This is a genomic window from Microbispora triticiradicis (assembly GCF_005864065.1).
In the GTDB taxonomy this organism is placed as follows: Bacteria; Actinomycetota; Actinomycetes; order Streptosporangiales; family Streptosporangiaceae; genus Microbispora; species Microbispora triticiradicis.
Genome location: NZ_VANP01000005.1, coordinates 1 through 19,856 on the forward strand (window position 1 = coordinate 1; position 19,856 = coordinate 19,856).

At 68.4% G+C, this 19,856-nt stretch carries 20 protein-coding genes and 1 pseudogene; 8 read left to right on the forward strand and 13 right to left on the reverse strand.

Going from position 1 to position 19,856, the window contains the following annotated elements; translation table 11 throughout:
- Positions 1 to 62 precede the first annotated feature (62 nt).
- Positions 63 to 857: a peptidase gene (locus FED44_RS14250; protein WP_138460969.1), complete on the reverse strand. Its 795-nt coding sequence runs from the start codon at positions 855 to 857 to the stop codon at positions 63 to 65.
- Between the two features lie 23 nt (positions 858 to 880).
- Positions 881 to 1,417: a hypothetical protein gene (locus FED44_RS14255; protein ID WP_111701234.1), complete on the reverse strand. Its 537-nt coding sequence runs from the start codon at positions 1,415 to 1,417 to the stop codon at positions 881 to 883.
- 230 nt (positions 1,418 to 1,647) lie between these two features.
- On the opposite strand from FED44_RS14255, the gene FED44_RS14260 reads away from it, so the two are divergent.
- The gene (locus FED44_RS14260) at positions 1,648 to 1,914 is read left to right on the forward strand and encodes a transposase (RefSeq protein ID WP_262367410.1); all 267 of its coding nucleotides are present in this window, start codon (positions 1,648 to 1,650) and stop codon (positions 1,912 to 1,914) included.
- Positions 1,915 to 1,926: 12 nt separating this feature from the next.
- On the opposite strand, the gene FED44_RS14265 is transcribed toward FED44_RS14260, so the two are convergent.
- Together FED44_RS14265 and FED44_RS14270 are read right to left on the reverse strand one after the other, a co-directional pair.
- Entirely contained in the window at positions 1,927 to 2,586 is a 660-nt protein-coding gene (locus FED44_RS14265) for a recombinase family protein (RefSeq protein ID WP_117408152.1), read from the reverse strand.
- Positions 2,587 to 2,788: 202 nt separating this feature from the next.
- Positions 2,789 to 3,397 carry a TetR/AcrR family transcriptional regulator C-terminal domain-containing protein gene (locus FED44_RS14270; protein ID WP_111701231.1) on the reverse strand — a complete coding sequence of 203 codons (609 nt, stop codon included), beginning with the start codon at positions 3,395 to 3,397 and terminating at the stop codon, positions 2,789 to 2,791.
- A gap of 62 nt (positions 3,398 to 3,459) precedes the next feature.
- Here FED44_RS14270 and FED44_RS14275 point away from each other — a divergent pair, with 62 nt between their 5' ends.
- On the forward strand, positions 3,460 to 4,125 hold the full coding sequence (locus FED44_RS14275) for a DUF998 domain-containing protein (protein WP_138460970.1): 666 nt from the start codon (positions 3,460 to 3,462) through the stop codon (positions 4,123 to 4,125).
- Here the strand turns inward: FED44_RS14275 and FED44_RS14280 are convergent.
- From FED44_RS14280 to FED44_RS14295, 4 genes are all read right to left on the reverse strand, one after another.
- Positions 4,084 to 4,425, reverse strand: a complete 342-nt coding sequence (locus FED44_RS14280; protein WP_138460971.1) for a hypothetical protein — start codon at positions 4,423 to 4,425, stop codon at positions 4,084 to 4,086. The genes FED44_RS14275 and FED44_RS14280 overlap by 42 nt on opposite strands.
- 411 nt (positions 4,426 to 4,836) lie before the next feature.
- On the reverse strand, positions 4,837 to 5,415 hold the full coding sequence (locus FED44_RS14285; protein WP_138460972.1) for an RICIN domain-containing protein: 579 nt from the start codon (positions 5,413 to 5,415) through the stop codon (positions 4,837 to 4,839).
- 193 nt (positions 5,416 to 5,608) lie between these two features.
- Positions 5,609 to 6,136 (reverse strand): DUF1524 domain-containing protein, encoded by a 528-nt coding sequence (locus FED44_RS36400; protein ID WP_316246891.1) that lies wholly within the window; start codon positions 6,134 to 6,136, stop codon positions 5,609 to 5,611.
- A gap of 547 nt (positions 6,137 to 6,683) precedes the next feature.
- Positions 6,684 to 7,121 (reverse strand): hypothetical protein, encoded by a 438-nt coding sequence (locus FED44_RS14295; protein WP_138460973.1) that lies wholly within the window; start codon positions 7,119 to 7,121, stop codon positions 6,684 to 6,686.
- A gap of 760 nt (positions 7,122 to 7,881) precedes the next feature.
- Here FED44_RS14295 and FED44_RS14300 point away from each other — a divergent pair.
- Positions 7,882 to 8,325, forward strand: coding sequence for a tyrosine-type recombinase/integrase (locus tag FED44_RS14300; RefSeq protein ID WP_138460974.1), 444 nt, complete (start codon positions 7,882 to 7,884; stop codon positions 8,323 to 8,325).
- A gap of 55 nt (positions 8,326 to 8,380) precedes the next feature.
- Here the strand turns inward: FED44_RS14300 and FED44_RS14305 are convergent, their stop codons facing one another.
- The 4 genes from FED44_RS14305 to FED44_RS38435 all read right to left on the reverse strand — a co-directional run bounded on the left by FED44_RS14305 (position 8,381) and on the right by FED44_RS38435 (position 10,878).
- Positions 8,381 to 8,713 carry a hypothetical protein gene (locus tag FED44_RS14305; protein ID WP_138460975.1) on the reverse strand — a complete coding sequence of 111 codons (333 nt, stop codon included), beginning with the start codon at positions 8,711 to 8,713 and terminating at the stop codon, positions 8,381 to 8,383.
- Positions 8,713 to 9,060 (reverse strand): hypothetical protein, encoded by a 348-nt coding sequence (locus FED44_RS35785; protein ID WP_167521471.1) that lies wholly within the window; start codon positions 9,058 to 9,060, stop codon positions 8,713 to 8,715. Before FED44_RS35785 ends, FED44_RS14305 begins: the two co-directional genes overlap by 1 nt.
- Positions 9,061 to 9,462: 402 nt before the next feature.
- A complete protein-coding gene (locus FED44_RS14315; protein WP_133306021.1) occupies positions 9,463 to 10,023 on the reverse strand; it encodes a hypothetical protein in 561 nt (186 codons plus the stop codon).
- Between the two features lie 237 nt (positions 10,024 to 10,260).
- On the reverse strand, positions 10,261 to 10,878 hold the full coding sequence (locus FED44_RS38435) for a phosphotransferase family protein (RefSeq protein WP_167521472.1): 618 nt from the start codon (positions 10,876 to 10,878) through the stop codon (positions 10,261 to 10,263).
- Between the two features lie 204 nt (positions 10,879 to 11,082).
- Here FED44_RS38435 and FED44_RS14325 point away from each other — a divergent pair, with 204 nt between their 5' ends.
- The 4 genes and pseudogenes from FED44_RS14325 to FED44_RS38440 all read left to right on the forward strand — a co-directional run.
- Positions 11,083 to 12,585: a DUF3375 domain-containing protein gene (locus tag FED44_RS14325; RefSeq protein ID WP_187406062.1), complete on the forward strand. Its 1,503-nt coding sequence runs from the start codon at positions 11,083 to 11,085 to the stop codon at positions 12,583 to 12,585.
- Entirely contained in the window at positions 12,578 to 13,249 is a 672-nt protein-coding gene (locus FED44_RS14330; RefSeq protein WP_138460977.1) for a DUF4194 domain-containing protein, read from the forward strand. The genes FED44_RS14325 and FED44_RS14330 overlap by 8 nt, the downstream gene beginning before the upstream one ends.
- A gap of 2 nt (positions 13,250 to 13,251) precedes the next feature.
- Positions 13,252 to 16,590, forward strand: coding sequence for an ATP-binding protein (locus FED44_RS14335; protein WP_244301999.1), 3,339 nt, complete (start codon positions 13,252 to 13,254; stop codon positions 16,588 to 16,590).
- Positions 16,587 to 17,777, forward strand: a pseudogene (locus tag FED44_RS38440) (Wadjet anti-phage system protein JetD domain-containing protein); the annotation flags it as partial. The gene FED44_RS14335 and the pseudogene FED44_RS38440, both read left to right, overlap by 4 nt.
- A gap of 63 nt (positions 17,778 to 17,840) precedes the next feature.
- Here FED44_RS38440 and FED44_RS37305 read toward each other — a convergent pair.
- Positions 17,841 to 18,821, reverse strand: a complete 981-nt coding sequence (locus FED44_RS37305) for an alpha/beta hydrolase fold domain-containing protein (protein ID WP_138460979.1) — start codon at positions 18,819 to 18,821, stop codon at positions 17,841 to 17,843.
- 222 nt (positions 18,822 to 19,043) lie between these two features.
- Between FED44_RS37305 and FED44_RS14350 the strand changes: the two genes are divergently transcribed.
- Positions 19,044 to 19,850, forward strand: a complete 807-nt coding sequence (locus tag FED44_RS14350) for an ABC transporter permease (RefSeq protein WP_244301924.1) — start codon at positions 19,044 to 19,046, stop codon at positions 19,848 to 19,850.
- The last annotated feature ends 6 nt before the right edge of the window (positions 19,851 to 19,856 follow it).

Genomic DNA, 19,856 nt, shown 5'->3' on the forward strand with positions numbered 1-19,856 from the left:
ACGACCTGGCAGAGCGGGGAGTCGTCCCAGATGACGGGAGTTCCTGAACTTCCCGGACAGGTCTATGCGCGCGTGTGAGAAGAGTTTCTGGACTTTCCCGAAACAGGTCTACGTGCATGCGCGAGCGTGGTCCCGGTCTGCACGGTGAACGGGCCCGCGTGCAGGCTTTTGCCTGACAGGCTCAGTTCGCCGCTGAGGTCCAGGGCGCGGCCGCCGGTGTTGCGCACCTGCGCTGACACGATCTGCTGCCCGGTAGGCGCGCGCTGGGCGGTGAGGGAGTCGATGGTGAAGTCCGCCGCTGGCGGGTTGCCGCCGCCGACCGACAGGTACATGCGGATGCCGACACGGTTGATCTCCCGCACGCCTCCGCCAGGCGGCGGGTCTTTGGTCATCTCGGCCCAGATCATCGAATAGTGCTCGCCCGGCGCGGCGTCCTTGGGCACAGTGACGGTGGCGGTGACCAGTGAGCGGGTGTGCGGGGCCAGTATCACCTCGTGCCGGTTGATGCTGGTCCAGGTGGACAGCTCGTTGGCGGTGTGGCCGGGGGCGAACTGGAACTTGTGCTGCTGGATCTGTGCTCCGGCCGGGTACAGCGCGACATGCTGGGGCGAGCGAGTGGTGTTGGACACCTCCAGCCGTCGATGGATGACCGTCCCCGGCGCCAGGTGGTCGATGATGTAGCGGCGGGCCCGGGAGTCGGCGCGCAGTTCGACTGGCGCGTCGACCAGGCGGATCCCGATCCAGCCCGTACTGGAGTGCGCCACAGGCGCAGGCGGCGCGGGAGTGGTGAGCGTGCTGGTGGCCGAGGTCAAGGCCCCGGCCATCAGCAGCCCAGCGGCGATGTTGTGAAGGCGCACGGTCGCTGTGGGATCGGTTTTGGTCAGCCGACTGAGTGGGTGACGGTGCCGGTGTAGGTTCCCGCGACGGTCCCGGACGGAATGTTGATCGTCAACGTCGGGTTCCAGGTCGCAGAGTTGTTCCCCTGCAATTCGGTTCCGGTGAACGCCACCCGCGGCACGTTGATGATGCCGCCTGGGCCGGGGGTGAAGGTGCCGGTGCCGGTGGTGGCGGTGGCCGGGCCGGGTGAGTAGGTGACGTTGATATTGGGGATCGTCTCGTGTGGGGTGGCTCCGCCGGTGGTGAAGTCGGTGCTGATAGCGGTGGCGGTCCAGGTGCCGTTCAGGGTGCCGCGCTGGTCGGTCACCGTGACCGGGCCTATCTGCCCAGAGATGCTGGTGGCGCCCGATACCACCGATCCCAGGTTCACCGAGGCCGGTGCGCTGATGGTCAAAGAGCCGCCGGTGATGGTGAAGGTGACGACGGTGTCAGCGGTGTCGGCCAGCGCCGGCAGGGCAGTCGCTGTCATCAGGCCAAGGGCCAGGCTGGCGGCTGCGGCCAGGAAAAACGGTCTGCGCATCGTTGATCCAATGTTCAAAGCGGATGTAAGAGGCGATGCCAAGTTCGACCACCTGACCCCAGGGTGTTCGAGCACACCGACGCGTCGCTACGCCTCGCAGCAGACAATAACGATCAGTAACCAAATCGCGATCAAGGACGCGGCCGCGTGTTCGTCTGGAGTGCTGAAAATCCCAAGAAGATCATGACCTGTTCACCGAAGCCGCCCCCTCGCCCTGCACGGCTGGGCTCCTGCCCGCCCCCGTCCGACACCAGGGCGAGCACCGCGGCGAGGAGCATCAGGAGGTCTCCATGCTCAGCCTTCACCTGCTCCAGTCGGCGCTGGTCTTCATCAACACCTTGCTGGTTCAGTCCGTCCTCAAGGACCCCGCCTGGCGGAAGAAGATGACCGACGCCGACAAGCGAGGACTCTCGCCACTGTTCTGGTCCAACGCCAACCTCTACGGCACCATCGACATCGATATGGGCCGCCGTCTTGACCTCGACCTGGTCGCCTGACCCTTCAGTCGATCACGCCGATGGCCGAGGCAGGACGCCCTGGCCGGGCAGCAGGTCGGCCAGGGCGGTTCGCACGGCCGCCCGGCTCACCCCATGAGCCCGTGCCAGGGCCGCGATCGAGGCGCCCTCGTGGAAGGCCGCCCGCACGTCCTCTCGCCGGTCACCGTCCAGCGCGGGCGGCCGGCCGCGGTAGCGGCCTTCGGCCTCGGCGGCGGCGATCCCCTCGACGGTGAGCTCGTTCTGGATGTCACGTTGGAACTGGCCGACAGCGGTGATCACGTTGATGATGACGGCGGTGGTGGCGTCGCCTGCGGCGAGGTCGTGGAAGTTCGACAGTGGTCCGGACAGGACGCGCAGGGCGACGCCGCGGGCTTGGCACCAATTGCGGACGGCGTGGATGTCGAGCAGGTCGCGGCAGAGCCGGAACAGCTCCGAGACCGTCAGGGTGTCGCCCGGGTGCGCCTTGGCGGCGATCTTGCCGAACGCGGGCCGGTCGAGGGCGGGGATCTTGGAGGTGGTGGCGGGGTCCTCGAAGAGGAGGACGCCGTCGGCTGGCCGGAATCCCTCGGCGACGCCTTCGGTGCGCACGAGAAGGCCTGCCTCGGTGAGGATGTGGCGCTGCCGCAGCAGGGACTGGGCCGCGGTGGAGACGCGGGAGTAGACGATCTGCACCAGGCTCTCCTCGGGAAGGGCTGGAGCCCGATTCTTCTGTCGGAAATCCTGTCGTCAATTCGTGTGCGGAATCGGCCATCCGGCGTCACGGTTCGTCGCTCGATGTCCGATTTTCGAGAGGGCTTGCGAGGCTCGATCAGAGGGTGTCGTTAAATCTTCTAATCCCGACAGGTCATCCTGTCCGAGAGCCAGCGCGTATCGATCAGCTGTCCAGGCCGTTGATCAGGGCACACAGGCCGTGTTCGAAAGTCTCCTCGCTGTACGCCGCACCGCCCTCGCCAATCGCCTTGAGGAGCGTGGGCGCCTGCTCCAACAGCGGCAGGAGATCGTCGGCCGGAGGGCGGGCGGCTTGCTCCTGGAGCACAAAGCCATTGACGTACTGCGTGCATGCGGTAATCGCGCGCAGGGCGGACAGCGGCGTGAGGCCTTGCGCGACCAGGGCGGACAACTCCTGCTCGAACAGCTTGAGCGTCTCGGTGCTTAGCCGAGTGGCAGTGGCGACGATGCGGGCGCTGTCGCGGTGGGCCAGGAGCGAGCGGCGGTAGGCGCGGGCACGCCGGGCGAGCCAGTCCTGCCAGGCCTCGCCATCGCTTGGCGGGCCCATCCCGGCAGCCAAGATGATCGCGTCGGCGATGCCGTCGAGCAGTTCCTGCTTGCTGCGGATATGCCAGTAGAGCGCCGGGGACTGCACTCCCAGCTCGCTGGCGAGCCTCCGCACGGTCAGCCTGTCCAGCCCGACCTCGTCAAGCAGGCTAAGCGCCGTTTCGATCAGGGCGTGTCTGCTGAGCGGCGGGCGCTTGATCTCGCTCATCGATTGACAGCTTAGCAGTGCTAAGGAAGCATGGTCCCTTAGCACTGCTAAGGAGGTAGAGGATGAGACTGACCAGAGCCCTATTGACATGCGGTGTTGTCGCCGGCCCCCTGTTCATCGCTCTGATCCTGATCCAGGACTACACGCGTCCCGGCTTCGACCCCAGACGGCAACCGCTCAGCCTGCTCAGCCTGGGCGACTTGGGATGGGTCCAGATAGCCAATTTCATCGTCACCGGACTGCTCTATGGCGCATTCGCCGTGGGCATGATGCGCTTACTCCACCCGGATCGCGGAGGGACATGGGGGCCACTGTTGATCGGCGCATTCGGAGCCGGCCTCATCATCGCTGGCGTCTTTCGCACAGCACCCGGGTGGGGCTATCCGGCGGGGGCGCCATCCGGCATACCCACCGAAACCAGCGTGAGCTACGTACTGCACGGCTTCGGCTTCTTCGTGGTGCTGGTGTCCCTGATCGCAGCTTGCTTCGTGTTCACCCGGCGGTTCGCGGCGTTGGCCGATCGACGCTGGGCGATCTCATGCGCGGTGACCGGGGCGGTCCTGCCGACGATCTATGTACTCTCCGGCGTACTGTCGCAAGGCGGCGAGCACCCGCAGCCCCTGAGCCTCCTTCTTCGCCTGCTGGCGTTCGTGGGCTGGGGATGGGCATCGCTTCTTGCAGTACGGCTATGCCGAGAAGCCACAGCCGGGCAGCGTCCTCGTGCTTGACCGGGATGCCTTGGGCCCGCTACCTGGCGGCTGGGGACGTGTTCGGGAGCGGAGGGCCGTGTCGGCATTGCGCGCGGTGTAGTACACCGCCACCAGAGCGACCAGCCCGGTCGTGATCGCCAGCGCCCGCCCCCGGATCGCGTCCAGCGCACCCGCCAGATCCTTGCCGGTGAGCGTGACCCCGTCGAAGTGCACCAGCACCCACGCCGCGCCCGGGCCGAGCACCCACACCAGGCCGGCCAGCACCGCCACACCCAGCACTGCCAGGACGGCCCGGGGAAGCCATCGCCAACGCCTCATCCCGCAACGCTGACCCATCCCCAACCACCGGCACCCGACCTCCACCACAGCGATGGCCGATCGTGATCACCCGGTGATAGCGCAAAGCGCGCCGTTACCTGCTGCACGCACATCCCCGGGGGTAATTTCCAGCCCGACAAAACAGCCAAAAGGTCAGAATGGCGGCTCGTCGTTGGTGACCTCACCGGGCCACCCGCCGACCGAGCCGTTCGCCACGGCGGCCGCGGAGCCTCCCGGTACGGGACGACGCCCCGTGACTCCGCCGACAGCCGTTGCGGCCCGGCCTGGTACCCCTGGCATTCCGCGGCCACGGGGCCGTTGGGGCCCCTGGCCCAGCCGGGTAAAAGCGAGGCCCTCACCGCCGAAGCGGTGAGGGCCTCATCCGAAAGAACAGGCCGACAACGGCCTGCCTCAGAGATGCCAGGGCTCGTCGTTGGGGGCGATCCGCCACAGGCGGTCGGCGCTGGGGTAGGCGGTGCCCAGGTGCAGGGTGTCCCAGCTGCCGTCGTTGTAACGGTTCAGCGTGATAGCCACGTTCTTGTTGACCTTCGGCCGCCATACCCACCAGCCGGTGTACTTGCCGTCGACCTTCTCGCCCGCCAGGATCCATTTTTGCAGGTCTGACCCGTCGCAGTTCTTGACCACGATGGCGGTGCCGCGCTGCGAGGCGGCGTCCGCGGGCTGCAGGCACTTGTTGGCGGCCTGATTTTTCAGCACGACGGTCCATGTGCCGGCCTCGTCAGCCTGCCATTTGGCGTCTTGCTCCCACACCTCGGTGCGGTACTTCCACGCGGGGTCCCGCAGGGTGATGGCGATCGCCCCCTCCGCGGTGCTGTCACCGTACAGGGCCAGCCGGCCTCCGCTGGTCTTGTTGATCACGTCGTGGTCGGGGGCCTGCGCGGCTGAGGCCGGTGTCGGTCGAAGCGCCAGGCCGCCTGCCAGGCAGGTGGTGACGGCGAGTACGGCGGTGGTGGCAGTACTGATGCGCACGGGGTTCCTTTCGTTGCCGGGTCACCGGTCCTTGGCTGCGTGGCCGAGGGGTCAGCGGTCCGGGCTGGGAATCGGCTGGTCGGGGCAGGCGCGGGCGAGGGCGGCCAGGGCGTCCTTTTCGGCGGGGTCCGCCGACAGCCGCCAGCGGAGTTTGACCGCGGTCCATTCGGCGGCGTACCGGCAGCGGGCCGGCTCATGCGGGGGCAGCCACTGGGCGGGGTCCTTGTCTGCCTTTTGCCGGTTGCTGCGCGGTGACCGCGACCAGGTGGTACGGCTCGTCCAGGTCGTTGGCGTATGCCTCGCGCTGAGCCGGGCTCCAGGCGTGGGCGCCCGAGTCCCATGCCTCGGCCAGCGGGACGAGGTGGTCAGCGTCCAGTTCGGAGGCATTATCGATGAGTTGGTCGTCGTAGTAGGAGTGCCAGGTTCCGCCCGCCAGCACGCAGCCGGGGCCAATGTCTGGCGGGCTGAGCGCCTCGTCGATCAGGACCTCTGCGCGGGTGCTGCAGCCGTCGTGGTCGGCGTCGATCCAGTGGCGGAAGCTGGCGCGCTTGTAGCCGGTGCGTTCCTCCACCGCCACCGGCAGGCTCTGCACCGCCTCCCGCAGTAGCGGACCTTCGGCGGTCGGGACGGATGACGCCGATGCTGCGGTCGGGGCGGCGGCGTATCCGCTGACAACAGTGGCGGCCAGGAGCGCCGCGATGGTCGCCAGGGTGCGCCGCACGGGGACAGGCATGATCCTCCAACCGGAAACGGATGTCACCCAGAGTCGCGAATGATGACCTTAAGTAATCAACATTGGCGAGCATGCGTCACTGGCGTCACAGTGATAGATGCCTGTCCCCTGCGTGAAGGCGACGTGGACGGTCAAGTGGCGGTCCCGGGCCGGGAGGCGGGTGCCCGGCGGCCATGTAGATGGGCCTCGACAAAGACCTGCTCGGCCGCGACGCCGAGCATCACCAAGCAGGCCAGGTAGCAACCGCCCCGCCGTGGTGCCGCCGCGGTCCCGGTAGGTCTACGCGGTCTCGTCTGGGCTCCCGCTGGACTACATGACAATCTCCCGCCTACCCAGTACATGCAGGAAGTCTTCGGGGTGATGTTCCGGCGGGTGATTGTGTCCGTCGGTAGCAGCAACGTTTGTTCATCGGTTCGAGTGACGCCGACGAGATCCGGGAACGATGGCCGTCCGTCGTTCCCGGTCTCTCCGCTGCGGCCGTCGGCGGCTAGTCAGACCCCGTGTGGTGCCGTGGCAGGCAACGCTTTGGTTCGGCTCAGGTTGGGCTCACCCAGTGCGCCGTGACTGTGGTCCGTCCGTCGGAGTTGCTGTAGACGGCGGCGGTGCCGGCCTGCCCGATGCGGAAGGCGTGGAGCGTCACGGCGTCCCCGGCGGCGAAGGTGTCGGTGACCGTCTGCCCGATGGTGTTCTGGGTTCCCGGGACGTTCGAGGTGAGGAGGCCGGACAGTGCCTCACTTCCGGGGATGAGCCCGCCGTTCTTGAACAGCGCTGTGGTGACCCACAGTGCCGTGTTCGCGGTTGGGTAGGTCGCTGTGCGGGCGTGATAGGAGATCTCCCACACGCCGGGAAAGGGGATCGTGAGCGCCGGAACCTCGGAGACCTTCTCGTAGACATTGTTGGCGCCGGTGAGAGTGTGGCTGAAGGTGAGCGGGCCGGTCTGGACCCATTCCTGCCCTCCCGATCGGGAGGGCACGGTGGCTGCGGATGCGCGGGCTTTGCCGGAGACGTTCGGCATTCCGCCAGCGTGAGCCGGCGCGGCCATGAGGGCCGTCAACAGCGCGCTGCCGACGGCCGCGTTGACGACGGCGATTGACCATCTGGATCGAGTGTGGGTTCGTGTGGTTGCTGCCCGCATGGAGGATCTCCGTATCTGTTCGCGGCTTCGAGGCTGGTGCACCCTTGCCGGGTACCGTGTGCCACTGAATCATTACCATGTGTTACCGAGCGCATCGATCACCAGGCCCATGCGGTGCGGCGAGCGCGGCCAGGGCCACGCGGTGAGCGGCCGCGACCGGTTACGGCCTGGCGGCGAGCTCGCGCTCGGCACAAACCTTGTGGCAGGGGCGGCGCCCGGCGCACCTACCGCTCCCGCGTGCGCATGTTCCTGGCCTGGCTGGCCGACTACACCGCCACCTACACCGCCGATCCCCTGACCGACCGCCAGGCCCGTGACTGGGCCGTGCGCGACTACCGGATGTGGCTGCTGCGCGACGGCCCCGCCAGGCGCAGCCGCGTGTACGTCAACTCCACCCTCACCGCGCTGGACGACTTCTGCACCCGCCGGGGCCTTGGCAAGGCCGACATCGCCCGCGAAGACCTGCCCAAGAACGCGCCCCGCGCCCTGGAGGAACGCGCCCGCATCCGCTGGCTGCGCGCCGTGGAGGCGCATCTGTCGCCCCGTGGCCGGTGCATCGCGCTGATCCCGTACTACGCCGGCGCCCGCATCAGCGAGGTTGTCCACCTCGACGTCGACGACGTCCAGATGTCGGCCCCGCAAGGGCAAGCTGCGCCTGTACGGCAAGGGCGGCAAGTTCCGCGAGGTCGATATCCACCCCAAGCTCCGCACCGAGCTACAACTCTGGCTGGATGAACGCCCCAACTGGCCCCGCGCCGACGACAACCGAGCGCTATTTCCCAACGCCAAGGGCGGGCGGCTGAGCGCCCGCGCCGCCGGCGGCATCATCGCCGAGATCGCCCGCACAGCCGGGCTGGACGACCCCACCGCGGCGCACGTCCTGCGCCACACGCTGGCCACCACGCTGGTTCGCGGCAAGGCCGACCTGGTCCTGGTCGCCGAGATCCTCGGCCACGCCCGCCTGGAGACCACCCGGCGGTACAGCTTGCCGTCCGACAAGGACAAGGAAGACGCCCTCAAACTGATCACGGTTGACCGCTGACCGTACGTCTGCATGGGGAACTGGCGTCAAGATCGACTCATGGCCGGTTTTCCCGCTATCTCGGCTGGACCCGATCCTTGGGGCGGGAGGTGCCAGCATGCTCTACCGGATCCTGGCGGACACGATCACGAGCTGGGTGGACGCGGACATCCCCCGCGACGACGCGCCGCCCGCCGACGCTCTTGCGGAAGGGGCCGGCGGCCGGGCGCACCGCCTTGATCAGCCGCTCGAACCGCCGCACCGGCGCCTCGGAGGAGTGAAACACCACACCTGCTACGATCAGCAGCACCGCCAGGGCCACCACCCCGAGCGCCACCGCGGCCGAGGGCGAGACCGCGGCCGCCGCCAGCGTCCCGCCGCCGCCCAGCACTGCGGCCGCCCTGCCCATCACCCCACCACCCGATGCCCGGGCGCCTTGCGGCGCAAGACCCACCCCATGCTCACGGCGCCACGCAGCTGAGAGACCACGAAGCGAGCCCGGGCCCGCCGGGTGCCGAGCTCGGCCAAGGTGTTGGTCCACTCCTCGCGGTACCGCTCCCGCGCCCCGGTCGGCAGCAGCACGCACGCCGCCTGCACCAGACGCCGCGAGCCCTCCCCGCGCCACCGGCCCCGCCGTACCACCCGCCCCTGCGGGTTGTTGCGGAGCCGCCGCCCCACCTTCGCGGTAGCCTGCAGCGCAACGACCGCGGCCCTCAGCGCCTCGATCGCCGCCGCCTCCATATCAGCTTCTGCCATGTCCACCGCGTGGGCCGCACGATACGCCACGATCTCCGCCGCGTCCGCCGCATGGGCCGCCCGAAGGGCCGCCGTGTTCGCCGCATGGACCGCCGCCGTGCGTGTCGGGTCCGTTGCACGGGCTGCCGCACGGGCCGCGTCCGCCGCCGCACGGGCCGCGCTCGCCGCACGGGTCGCCGCAACGGCTGCATCCGTTGCACGGGCCACATCCGCCACACTGCAACCGGGGCGCGCCACGCCTGCGGCGAAGCGTTCAGCGAGGGGATCGCCAGGAAGGATCGTGACCTTTGGAGACTGCCGGCGCTTCTCAAGTTCGGCCTTCGCTTCAGCGACCCACGCGGCCACCACATTGTCACGAGGAGCGATCAAGCGACAGTGCCGCCGCAAGCAGGCTCCGTCATCTCACAGCCGCTCCCTCAAATCAGAAAGAGAGTTTCGAACGACCGCATCACACCCACGCATATCAGGAAGGCTGGATACCGACTCCAAGAAGAAGACCGCTCGTTCGGTCATACCTCTATCGAAAAGCCCGCACGCCGTGATCAAATCGATGCAAGCTGTTCGCGCGTCCATATTCGAACCCGTCTCAAGTATCTCCGCATACATACTGAAGCCAAGCGAGACCTCATTTAGGCACTGCAGATGGACCGCCGAATAACGCCCACCTTCCGACTCATCCTCTTCGAATCCAGCTGCAATATCGCAAAGCAAGCCGAGAGCGAGATCAATCACGGTCTCGTCGCAACGCCAGAGCCCATGCACAAGCGCCGACGCCGTCGCCACCGACGCTTCCGACAACTTCTCGCCTGTCGGCAGAACCCGATTTATCCTGCGAACAGCCAGTTCAGCCGCCCCGCGCTCAGACGAAGTACACAACTCCCGGATTGCCTCCGGAAGAGTAACCGCATCTGAGTACGGACTGCCGAGCGTCGGCCAGTCATGACGCGCCAGCTCAAATTCCATCGCCACCCAAACCACTCGAATAGGCGTAGCACATCAGTGTCAAACATCGTCTCGGCCAAGTGCTTCACCGGCACAAGCATCAGGAACAAAATTGAGATGGACGGATGGTGAGGGTAGGCTGCCTGCTCGGCTCTATAGAAAGGATGAGACCCCTTCGGATTTCGCCGATAAGACGTGAAGTCTCTGCAACTGCGAACAGGCCATCCGTCACACGAGGTACGTTGACGTGCCCGTCGGTCAGGTGCACACCGACCCCGGAGGGGTGGACACATACGATCCACACTCGACGACACAGCCGACGAGTTCAGGCGGTAAACAGCCCCACCATGAGGCGGCATGCCATGGATGTCTCTGGCTTCTACCATGACGCCCGCACCCCCTCCCTCGATTGCGCCAGCCGCTTCGAGGAATCGATCTTCCCATGCGGAACATCCCACTCCACCCGGGAACAGCGTGAATGGGGGCACGTCGCGGCCGCTGCGGCCCCCATCGGTTCAGAGTGCATTCCACCCGCGTGCGCTGTCTGCTGTCATGAGGGAGAACAGCCGGTTGAGCAGCTCCTTGCGGGCGGCCGGGTTGTGTTCGGGCGCCGCGGATGAAGGCGCTGAGCCTGCGAACCCGCGAATTTGTGCCAGGTTCAGGTCGCCGTCCTCCACTGGGTCGGTTTCCTAGGCCGTACAGAAGCCGTGCCATAACGAGTGCGGGTAGGCGAAGCGGGGGGCGCAGGTAGATGGGCATGAAGTCGTATGCGGGCGGGCCGAGGCCGACGGAGTCCCAGTCGATGAGCACCCAGCCACCTTCGGGATGAGGGAGAAGGTTGTTGGTATGGGCATCGACTATCACTGGCTGGGGCACGTCGAGCGGCCTCAGCGTGGGAAAGCCCTGCTCGGCGAGCCAGGCGGCGGTCTCTTGGCCACCTCGACGCGGGCTTCAACGACGAGACGACCGAGAAAATCGCAGGTGAGAGCGCCGTAGATTTGCGACGTGTCTGACCAGGGGCACGTACCGAATCTCGGCGCAGGCGCCCCTTGTCGTACCCCGGTCGTACGCTACATGGCGATGGGTACACGAGGTGTAGAAGGCGCTTACCAGGGCGCGCTCCGGGCGTTCCAGAATCCGATGCTCGCCCTGCTCCACCAGACGCACGCGCCGTTCGTCGTGACGGTGTTGGCGATGGTCTTCACCGCGGAGCGGCCGAGGGTGGCGGTGGCGGACTCGCACGCGGAGATCAACGACGCTCTCGACCAGTTGCGGGCCGCGGGCTACGGCGACGAGGACAACCAGCCGCTGCCCACCGGGAACGCACGGGACCTGTGCAGGCAGTGGGTGCAGGCCGGCTGGTTGGTGCGGCAGGTGTCCGACGACGACGTCGAGGTGTACCGGCTGTCCGCGTACGGCGTCGGTGCGCTCGAGGTCGCCGGGCGGGTCGGCGGAGCGCGGACCAGGGTGTCGGAGTCCCGGGTCAGGACCCTGCTGGAGGCGATCGAGCGACTCGCGCAGGACGCCGATCCGGACGTGATGGCCCGGATATCGCGCCTCCACGAGGAGATCCAGCACCGTCAGAAGGAGCTCACCCGGCTTGAGCAGGGTGGCGTCGTCGAGACCGTCGAGGACGAGCAGCTGCTCGAGGCGGCCGAGAACGTGCTGCACCTGGCGCGGGAACTGCCTGCGGACTTCGCCCGTGTGGCGGAGTCGATCAAAGCCATCCAGCGCGACGTCGTCGCGGAGTTGCGGCACGATGCGCGGCCGACCGGTGAGGTGCTCCGCGAGTACCTGGCCCGCGGCCGGCGCATCCTGGACGCGACACCGGAGGGCCGTGCGTTCGCGGGGGCGTTGCGTCTGATCGGCGACCCGGCGCAGATCGAGGACCTGTGGAACCAGCTGCGCACGGTGCTGCGGCACCGGTTCACCGGTCTGCTGCCGGAGCAGCAGCGGCGGGAGCTCACCGAGATCTCACGCCGGATCGAGCAGGGCGTCAAGGAGGTGCTGACCGCGCAGCGGCAGGCATCCCATGTGATCACCACTCAGGTCCGCAACCACGATCCGATGCGGGATCGCCAGGTGGACGAGCTCCTGAGGGACGTGATGTCCGGTCTCCACAAGTGGGTTCCCGGTTCACGCCGCGGTGAGGCCGTCGAGCCGCTCCGTCGCCTGCCGGTTGCCGATGTCGGAAACCTGCGGCAGCGGACGAGCGACCTGCGGCCACCACAGCCGCCCGCGCCGTTGGCGGAATGGGACGAGGCCGAGGACATGCCGGCCGCGGACACCCGGGCATGGGGTGGCCCTCGGTACGCCGAGTTGCGCGCGCACCTGGCGTCGTTCGCGGGTGACGCGGACAGCGTGGACGTCATAGCCGCGTTCCGAGCGGCGGGCGAGGACATCCGGCGGCCGGTCGACCTGCTCGGCCTGCTGGAAATCGCCCACGACGCCGGGATGACCGAGACGGCCGAGGTCGCGGTGGTCGACACGGTCCGGCCCGACCGGACCCGGCGACGGTTCGCTCTCGGCGGTGTGGTGGCGGCGAACCCGGCGAACGCGGACAGGAGCGGTGGCGATGAGTGAGCCGGACGGCGCCGACGACGGCTGGTCGGCGGGCACGCGGACCGGGTTCATCGACCCGATCTCGATGGAGGACGATCCGGCCGAGTTGTACGCCGGCGACGCGGGCACGCTGGACGCGGACGTGCGGCGGGTGCTGGTCCAGTTGTTGCGGCGCAGGTTCCTGCTGGCCGAGAAGAACCCCGCGCAGTGGCGCACGTTGCTGGAGAACCAGCAGATCATCGAATCGCGGATGCACGACCTGTTCGTCCGGCTCGTGGTCGACCACGACCGAGGCGTCGCCTACAAGCAGCAGGTGCGCTCGGCGGAACTGGACGTGCCGATCCTGCTCAAGGACGACCCCTACACCCGGGCCGAGACCTTGGTGCTGGTGCACCTGCGGACCGTCTTCCAACGGGAGCGCGGCACGGGCGAGGCGTCCGTGAGGGTGGACATCGAGGAGCTGGAGCAGACCGTGCTGACCTACTTCGATCCGAACGACCACAATCTGGCCCGCGGCCAGCAGGAGGTCCGCAACGCGGTGCAGCGGCTGGTCACCGAAGGTCTGCTCACGGAGGAGTCCGCAGGCCGTTATCGGATCACCCCGATGGTGGAGGTCGTGCTGAGTACCGCGAGGCTCGCCGAACTGGAGCAGTGGTTGCGCGGACAGAACGAGGCCACGGCGTGAGCATGATCGACACGCTGTTCGGGTTGATCCCGGCGGCGTCACGGGGCCAGCAGTGGGTGGCGCGGGCCCTGCAACTGGTCAACTGGGGCGGCTACGACGGATATCACCACCTGCGGCTCGCACCTGGCGCCACCCTGTTCAGCGGAGGTTCCGGATCCGGCAAGTCGACGCTGATGGACTCCTACATCGCGCTGCTCATGCCGCACACGACTCCCTTCAACGGGGCCTCCAACGGCGGGGTGGTCGGCAGGCCCCGGGGCAAGGACCAGCGCAACATCCTCTCCTACGCGCGCGGCAAGCTCGACGAGTCCCGGACCGACGGCGAGACGAGGTCGCGGGTGCTGCGCGGGGACGGCCGCGACACCTGGTCCGCCATCGCGATGACATGGGCCGACCACACCGGCGCCGAGTTCACCGCGCTCCGGGCCTGGTACGTCCTGTCGTCCGCCCGCAGCCTCGACGAAGTCGTGGCGGTGCGCGCCACCTGTGACCGCTCGTACGATCTGCGCACGCTGGAAGGCCCGGCGAACAAGAAGCTCGCCCGTGCCGAGGTCGAGGCGACCGGCTTGAAGTGCTTCGACACCGACCGCGATTTCACCGCGCGTCTCCACACCACGCTCGGTATCGGCGCCGCGGGCGACGGGCACAAGGCGGTCGCGCTGCTGGGCCGGATCCAGGCCGGTCAGCAGATCACCACCGTCGACGCTCTCTACAAGACGATGGTCCTTGAGGAGCCGTCCACACTGGCCACGGCGGACGCGGTGGTGCAGCAGTTCGACGAACTGTCCGGCACCCGGACCAGGATGATCACCGCCCGCCAGCAGGTGAAGGCGTTGACCCCGATCCGCGAACACCGGCGCACCATCGACGAGGCAGTGGACCGGTCGCGCCTCATCGACGAGGTCGGATCGTTCGCCGACACGTCGTCTCCTGCCGCGTTGTGGCGTCATGAACGCCGCCTCGACCTGCTGCGCGCCGCTGAGAAGGACCTGGCTGAGCGGCACCGCCGAGCCGAGGACGAACTGTCGGAGACCACCGCCCTGGTCAAGGCGACCGAAGTACAGCGTGATGGGGTGGCTGACACGCTTCGCGCGTCCGGTGGTGATCGCCTGGACACCGCACTCCGGGAGATCCGCGGCGTGGAGCAGCGACTGGCCGATGTCGAACGCTCGCGGGAGCGGCTGAACCGGGCGCTCGCCACGATCGGCGCCGGCGTGTCGAACGGCGATGACTTCGCCGCACTGGTCGAGACGGCGCATCGGTCGTTGGCCGACGCCGACGCCAGGAGGGCCGTCCATGAGCGGTTCGCCGACGCGAGGTCGGAGAAGAAGGACGCCGACCGCGAGCTGGCCGGGTTGCTCGCCGAGCACAAGGCGGTCGAGAACCGGCGGGGCAACATCCCGACCGAGCTGCACGTGGCTCGCGCGGCGTTGGCCGAGGCCGCCGGGCTCAGCCCGGACGACCTGCCGTTCGTCGGCGAGCTGATCGAGGTGCGGACGGAGTTCGAGCCGTGGCGCGAGGCGTTCAACCTGGCGCTCGGCGGATTCGCCACGCGGATGCTGATCGACATCGGCCGGCTGAACTCGTTCCGTGAGGCGATCAACGCGGTGCCGACCGCCCGGCGTATCCAGTTCGAGGGCGTGCGTACCGGTCTGCGGGACGAGGTCGGGCTGAACGACAAGACGCTGCCCGGCCGGCTCGACTACCGGCCGTCGCCGTTCACCCCCTGGCTCAAGAGCGAGTTGGCCCGGCGGTTCGACTTCGTCTGCGTCGAGACGCCCAGGCTGCTGGGGCAGTACCCCAAGGCACTCACGATCACTGGCCAGACGTCGGAGAGCGGTCGGGGCGCGCACGGCGGCCACGGCCGCGCCAACCTGCTCGGTTTCACCAACACCAGGTTGCTTGCCGACCTTGAGAACCGGATGAGCCTTGCGCGGGAACGCCGTGACGAGGCCGTCGCCCGGGCGACGAAGGCGGAGGAGGACCTCGACTCGGTCGAAACCAGACGCATGGCCTACCAGATCCTGACCGAGTTGTCCTGGGACCAGGTGGACGTCGAGTCCGTCACGGCGGAACGGGACCGCTGGAAGCGCATCGTCGACGAAATCCGCGCAGGCGATCCGCGCATCGACCAGATGCAGCGCCAAGTGGACGAACTAAAGGAGCAGGCCAGGGAACTGACCGAACGCGTCGGCCGGCAGAAGGAGAACGTGCGGATACTCGGTGAGTCCTGGCAGGCGACCGTCGACGAGGTGGACCGCGCACAGCAGGCCCTCGACACGGCCGCGGAGACAGGCACTGATGTCGGTCAGGAGCATCGGGCTTACCTGGAGGCGCTGTTCGGCAGCGACCCGGACGGCACCGCCCCGGCGGGGGCGCTCGCGGAGTTCGACGCGGCGGTGAAACGGGCCGCCGAGCGGCTCCGCGCCGACCGGCAGGCCGCGGCGGAGGCGATCGGCAGGTCGAAGAAGGCGCTGCTCGACACGTTCTCGACGTTCGTCGAGCGCTGGCCGAACCCGAACCTCGGCATCGACGCGGACGACTCGTACCGCGACTTCGATCGCCTGCTCACCGACCTGGAGACCAGCGGGCTGCACGAACTGGAGATCGAGTGGCGGGACAGCCTGCTCAAACTGTCCGGCAACGACCTGACCGGCCTGGACAGCGAACTCGCCGCCGCTGTCCGGGAGATCCGCGACCGGATCGACCCGGTCAACCGCATCCTCGCCGAACTGCCGTTCGCCGACGACAGGCACCGGCTGCGCATCGACCCGCAGGAGAGCCACTCCACGGTGCGTGCCCGGTTCCGCAAGGAACTGCGCGAAGTACGCGCCTTCATCGACCAGGCGGCGACGGACGAGGACCGGGAGCGCGCCTATCACCGGATGGCCAAGGTGATCGACCGCATCCGACGCACCGCGCCCGACTTCGCCGACCTCGTCGACGTGCGCAACCATGTTCGGATCAGTGCCGAGAAACGCGATCTCGAGGGTGGACACGTCGCTGTGTACGACCACATCGGCGAGAAGTCCGGCGGCGAATCGCAGGAGCTGGTCGCGTTCATCGTCGGGGCCGCATTGCGGTACCAACTGGGCGACGCGGGTGCCGACCGCCCCCGCTACGCCCCCGTCTTCCTCGACGAGGCGCTGATCAAGGCGGACGCGCACTTCACCGGCCGGGCCATCGGCGCGTGGCGTGGTCTCGGCTTCCAGCTCGTCATCGGCGCCCCCAACGACAAGCACAGCGCGATCGAGCCGCATGTGGACGCGGAGTACCTGATTCTCAAGAACTCCCAGGGCCGGTCCTGGGCGAAACCCCTGGTCGGTGTTCCGGACGCATGAGCGTACTCGTCACCCCGAAGGACGCCGTCGAGGCCGTCCGCCGCAAGATCGACCAGAAGTGGGCGGAAGCCGTGTGCGCGGGCCTCGGTGTCGGCGACCAGGTCGTGTTCTCCGTTCCGCTCCGCCCCGGCGTGTCGACGGGCAAGGCCGTCGAGCGGCTCGGGCACGCCGCCTGGCACGAGTGGCACATGCAGTGGCGCGAGTTCGCCGGCCGGCTCCCCACCGGTGTGGAACTCGTCCTTAAGGCGGTGACCATCCGAGGAGTCTCCGGCGACTTCCCCGCCACGCTCATCGCGGACCTGGACGGCGCCGTCTCGCTCATGGCCGACGCCCGTACCGGTGCCGAACCTCTGGCCGTGGACATCGACCGTGCCCGTGCGCTCGCGTCGGCGCTGCGGTCCGCCGGAGCGATCCTCACCCCGGCCACGCTCCGGGCCGTCTGCCGTCTTGCGGCCGTCGACATGGAGGTTCTGGTCAGTGCCGTGACCTGGCTACGCCGGCACCCCGACGCCGGCGCGTGGACTCTGCGGCAACTCCCGGTCCCCGGCATACACACCAAATGGCTCGACACCCACGGCGCATTACTGCGCGACGTCGCCGGACGCGATGTACGAGGGGAAGTCCGGCCCCGGCCGACCGTCATGCACCTGACCTACGTCGACCCTGACCACGCCGCGTCCGGCCGCCGCAGGCACGACGCCTGGACCACCGGTGACGTGCACGACATCGCCTACCGCCCACGCGTGGTCCTCGTCGTCGAGAACCGCGACTCCCGCCTCTGGTTCCCGCCGGTCAAGGACACGATCGTGGTCGAGGGCGGCGGCAAGGCCGCAGCTCCCCTGCTCGCGAACGTGCCGTGGATCCGCGCGGCGGACCATGTCGTCTACTGGGGCGACATCGACGCGGACGGCTACACGATCCTCGACCGGTTCCGCGCCGCACTGGCCGAGCCCACCCCCGACGGCGCACCGCCGAAGCCCGTCGCCTCCATCCTCATGGACGCCACCGACCTGCACCAGTACTCCGAGCACGGCGTCAACCACGACAGGGCAGGCCGCCCCATCAAGCCGTCACCGGCGAACCTCCCGCACCTCACCGAAGCCGAGAGCATCGCGTACGACACCATCGCGACCGCAGGCTCCACCCCGTTCCGCCGGATCGAACAGGAAGCCATCCCTCTCACCCACGCCGTAAGCCGACTGCTAAAGATCTTGCCCGACCCAGCAGTGCCTTCCGTCCCTGACCGCTGGTCAGGCGGCCTCGGGGGCGGCGGTGGCGTGGTGGTCGCGGACGGCGTCGAGGAAGCGGGAGACGTGCTCGAAGAACAGGCGGCCCTCGGGGAGGACGTCGGCGAGGAGGGGGAAGATGTGCGGCATGCGGGTCCACTCCTCGTAGGTGACCTGCACGCCGTTCTCCCGGGCGCTGAGGGCGACGCGGCGGGCCTCGTCGCGCAGGACCTCGGTGGAGCCCGTGACGATCATCAGCGGGGGGATCCCGGTGTAGTCGCCGTACACGGGGGACACGAGGGGGTCGCGGCAGTCGAGGCCGTCGGTCCAGCGGCGGGCCAGCCAGTCGACGCGGCCCGCGGGGAGCATGGGGTCGGACCAGACGTTGACGCGGCGGCGGCTCTCGCTGAGGTCGGTCCAGGGGGAGAGGCAGACCCCGGCGGCGGGGAGGGGCATGCCTCGGTCGCGGAGGGCCAGCAGGGTGGCCAGGGTGAGGTGGCCCCCGGCGGAGTCCCCGGCCAGCAGGATGTCCTTGGCGGCGTACCCGAGGTTTAGCAGGCACTCGTACGCCTGAAGCGCGTCGGCCAGTGACTCGGCGAGGGTGTGGACGGGCCCCTGGCGGTAGTCGAGGGAGAAGACCGGGCTGCCCGCGGCGGCCGACAGCCGCCAGGTGATCGGCCGGTGGGTCGCCGGGGAGCAGACGAAGTAGGCCCCGCCGTGGAAGTAGAGCACCACCTTCCGCTCGTCCAGGTACGGCCCGCCGTACACCCACTCGCCCGTGCACGAGCCGAAGCCGTCGGGGACGACGGACACGTGGCCGGGCAGGATGCCGGGAACGCGCTCACCGAGGCACATCAGCCGGCTGGCCACCGCCATCCCCGTGGTGTTGCGGACGAGTAGGGTCGAGATCGGCTTCATGGTGCCGCGGAGCACGCCGTTGATCGCGGCCGCCTGCCAGCTGACCGGATATTCCGGACGAATATCAACATTAAGCTCATCTACCATGCAAGCCTCCTAAAAGGGATGTTCCCAGTTAGGCAATCCGTTCTACCGGTAGGTAGGTTTCATCCCCATTACGACGATGTTACGACAAGGTAACATCCGCAGGTCATGGGTTCCCCATGCGGAGATCCCGAAAACGGCTCGAAAACGGTCCGCTGCCCCACGCTCACGCCGTCAGTCCCCCAGTGTCGCGGCTCCGGGTAAAGTTTTCGCAAAACGCGCGGCGTGGAGGCGAGTTTGACGAGCGGCGCGGCGCTTCCCCTCTATCCCCGGCTGGCCTGGTACGGCTTCCGCAGGCATGCCGCCTACTGGCCGGCGGCCCTGGCCGGGGCGTTCACCAACACCGTCTTCGGGGTGCTGCGCGCGTACGTGCTGATCGCGCTGTGGCAGGCCCGGCCGGGCCTCGGGGGGTACTCCGTCGCGGACGCCGTGACCTTCTGCTTTCTCACCCAGGCGTGCATCGGCCCGATGCAGCTGTTCGGTATCGGGCTCGACCTGCCGCAGCGGATCCGCAGCGGCGACGTCGCGCTCGACCTGGTCCGACCGGCGCCCCTGCAACTGTGGTGCCTGTCGGAGGACCTGGGCCGGGCGGCGTTCCTCTTCCTCGCCCGGAGCGTCCCGCCCGCCCTCGCGGGCGCGGCGCTGTTCGGCATCGTCGCCCCGCGCGCCCCGGCCGCGTTCCTGGCGAGCGTGACGCTCGGGGTGGTGGTGAGCTTCGGGTGGCGCTACCTGGTCGCGCTGGCGTCCTGCTGGGTTATGGACGACCGTGGTCTCGCCACGCTCTCGCTGGTGCTCACGACGTTCTTCAGCGGGCTCATGCTGCCCCTGACGATCTTTCCCGGATGGTTCGGCTCGCTGACCCGCGCCCTGCCGTGGGCGGCGATGGCGCAGGCACCCTCCGACGTCTACCTCGGCACGGCCGAGCCGGTGCGCGCCCTGGCCTTCCAGGCGCTGTGGGCGACGGTCCTGCTGACACTGGGGGCGCTGCTGACGCGGGCCGCCCGCAGGAAGGTCGTGATCCAGGGTGGGTGAGCACCG

Bases quoted from the DNA above. Each gene is read 5' to 3' on its own strand.
- FED44_RS14255 (WP_111701234.1), bottom strand. From the start codon at position 1,417: ATGCGCAGACCGTTTTTCCTGGCCGCAGCCGCCAGCCTGGCCCTTGGC.
- FED44_RS14270 (WP_111701231.1), bottom strand. From the start codon at position 3,397: ATGAGCGAGATCAAGCGCCCGCCGCTCAGCAGACACGCCCTGATCGAA.
- FED44_RS14275 (WP_138460970.1), top strand. From the start codon at position 3,460: ATGAGACTGACCAGAGCCCTATTGACATGCGGTGTTGTCGCCGGCCCC.
- FED44_RS14280 (WP_138460971.1), bottom strand. From the start codon at position 4,425: ATGAGGCGTTGGCGATGGCTTCCCCGGGCCGTCCTGGCAGTGCTGGGT.
- FED44_RS14305 (WP_138460975.1), bottom strand. From the start codon at position 8,713: ATGGGCAGGGCGGCCGCAGTGCTGGGCGGCGGCGGGACGCTGGCGGCG.
- FED44_RS35785 (WP_167521471.1), bottom strand. From the start codon at position 9,060: ATGGCAGAAGCTGATATGGAGGCGGCGGCGATCGAGGCGCTGAGGGCC.
- FED44_RS14315 (WP_133306021.1), bottom strand. From the start codon at position 10,023: ATGGAATTTGAGCTGGCGCGTCATGACTGGCCGACGCTCGGCAGTCCG.
- FED44_RS14325 (WP_187406062.1), top strand. From the start codon at position 11,083: ATGGGTACACGAGGTGTAGAAGGCGCTTACCAGGGCGCGCTCCGGGCG.
- FED44_RS14330 (WP_138460977.1), top strand. From the start codon at position 12,578: ATGAGTGAGCCGGACGGCGCCGACGACGGCTGGTCGGCGGGCACGCGG.
- FED44_RS14335 (WP_244301999.1), top strand. From the start codon at position 13,252: ATGATCGACACGCTGTTCGGGTTGATCCCGGCGGCGTCACGGGGCCAG.
- FED44_RS37305 (WP_138460979.1), bottom strand. From the start codon at position 18,821: ATGGTAGATGAGCTTAATGTTGATATTCGTCCGGAATATCCGGTCAGC.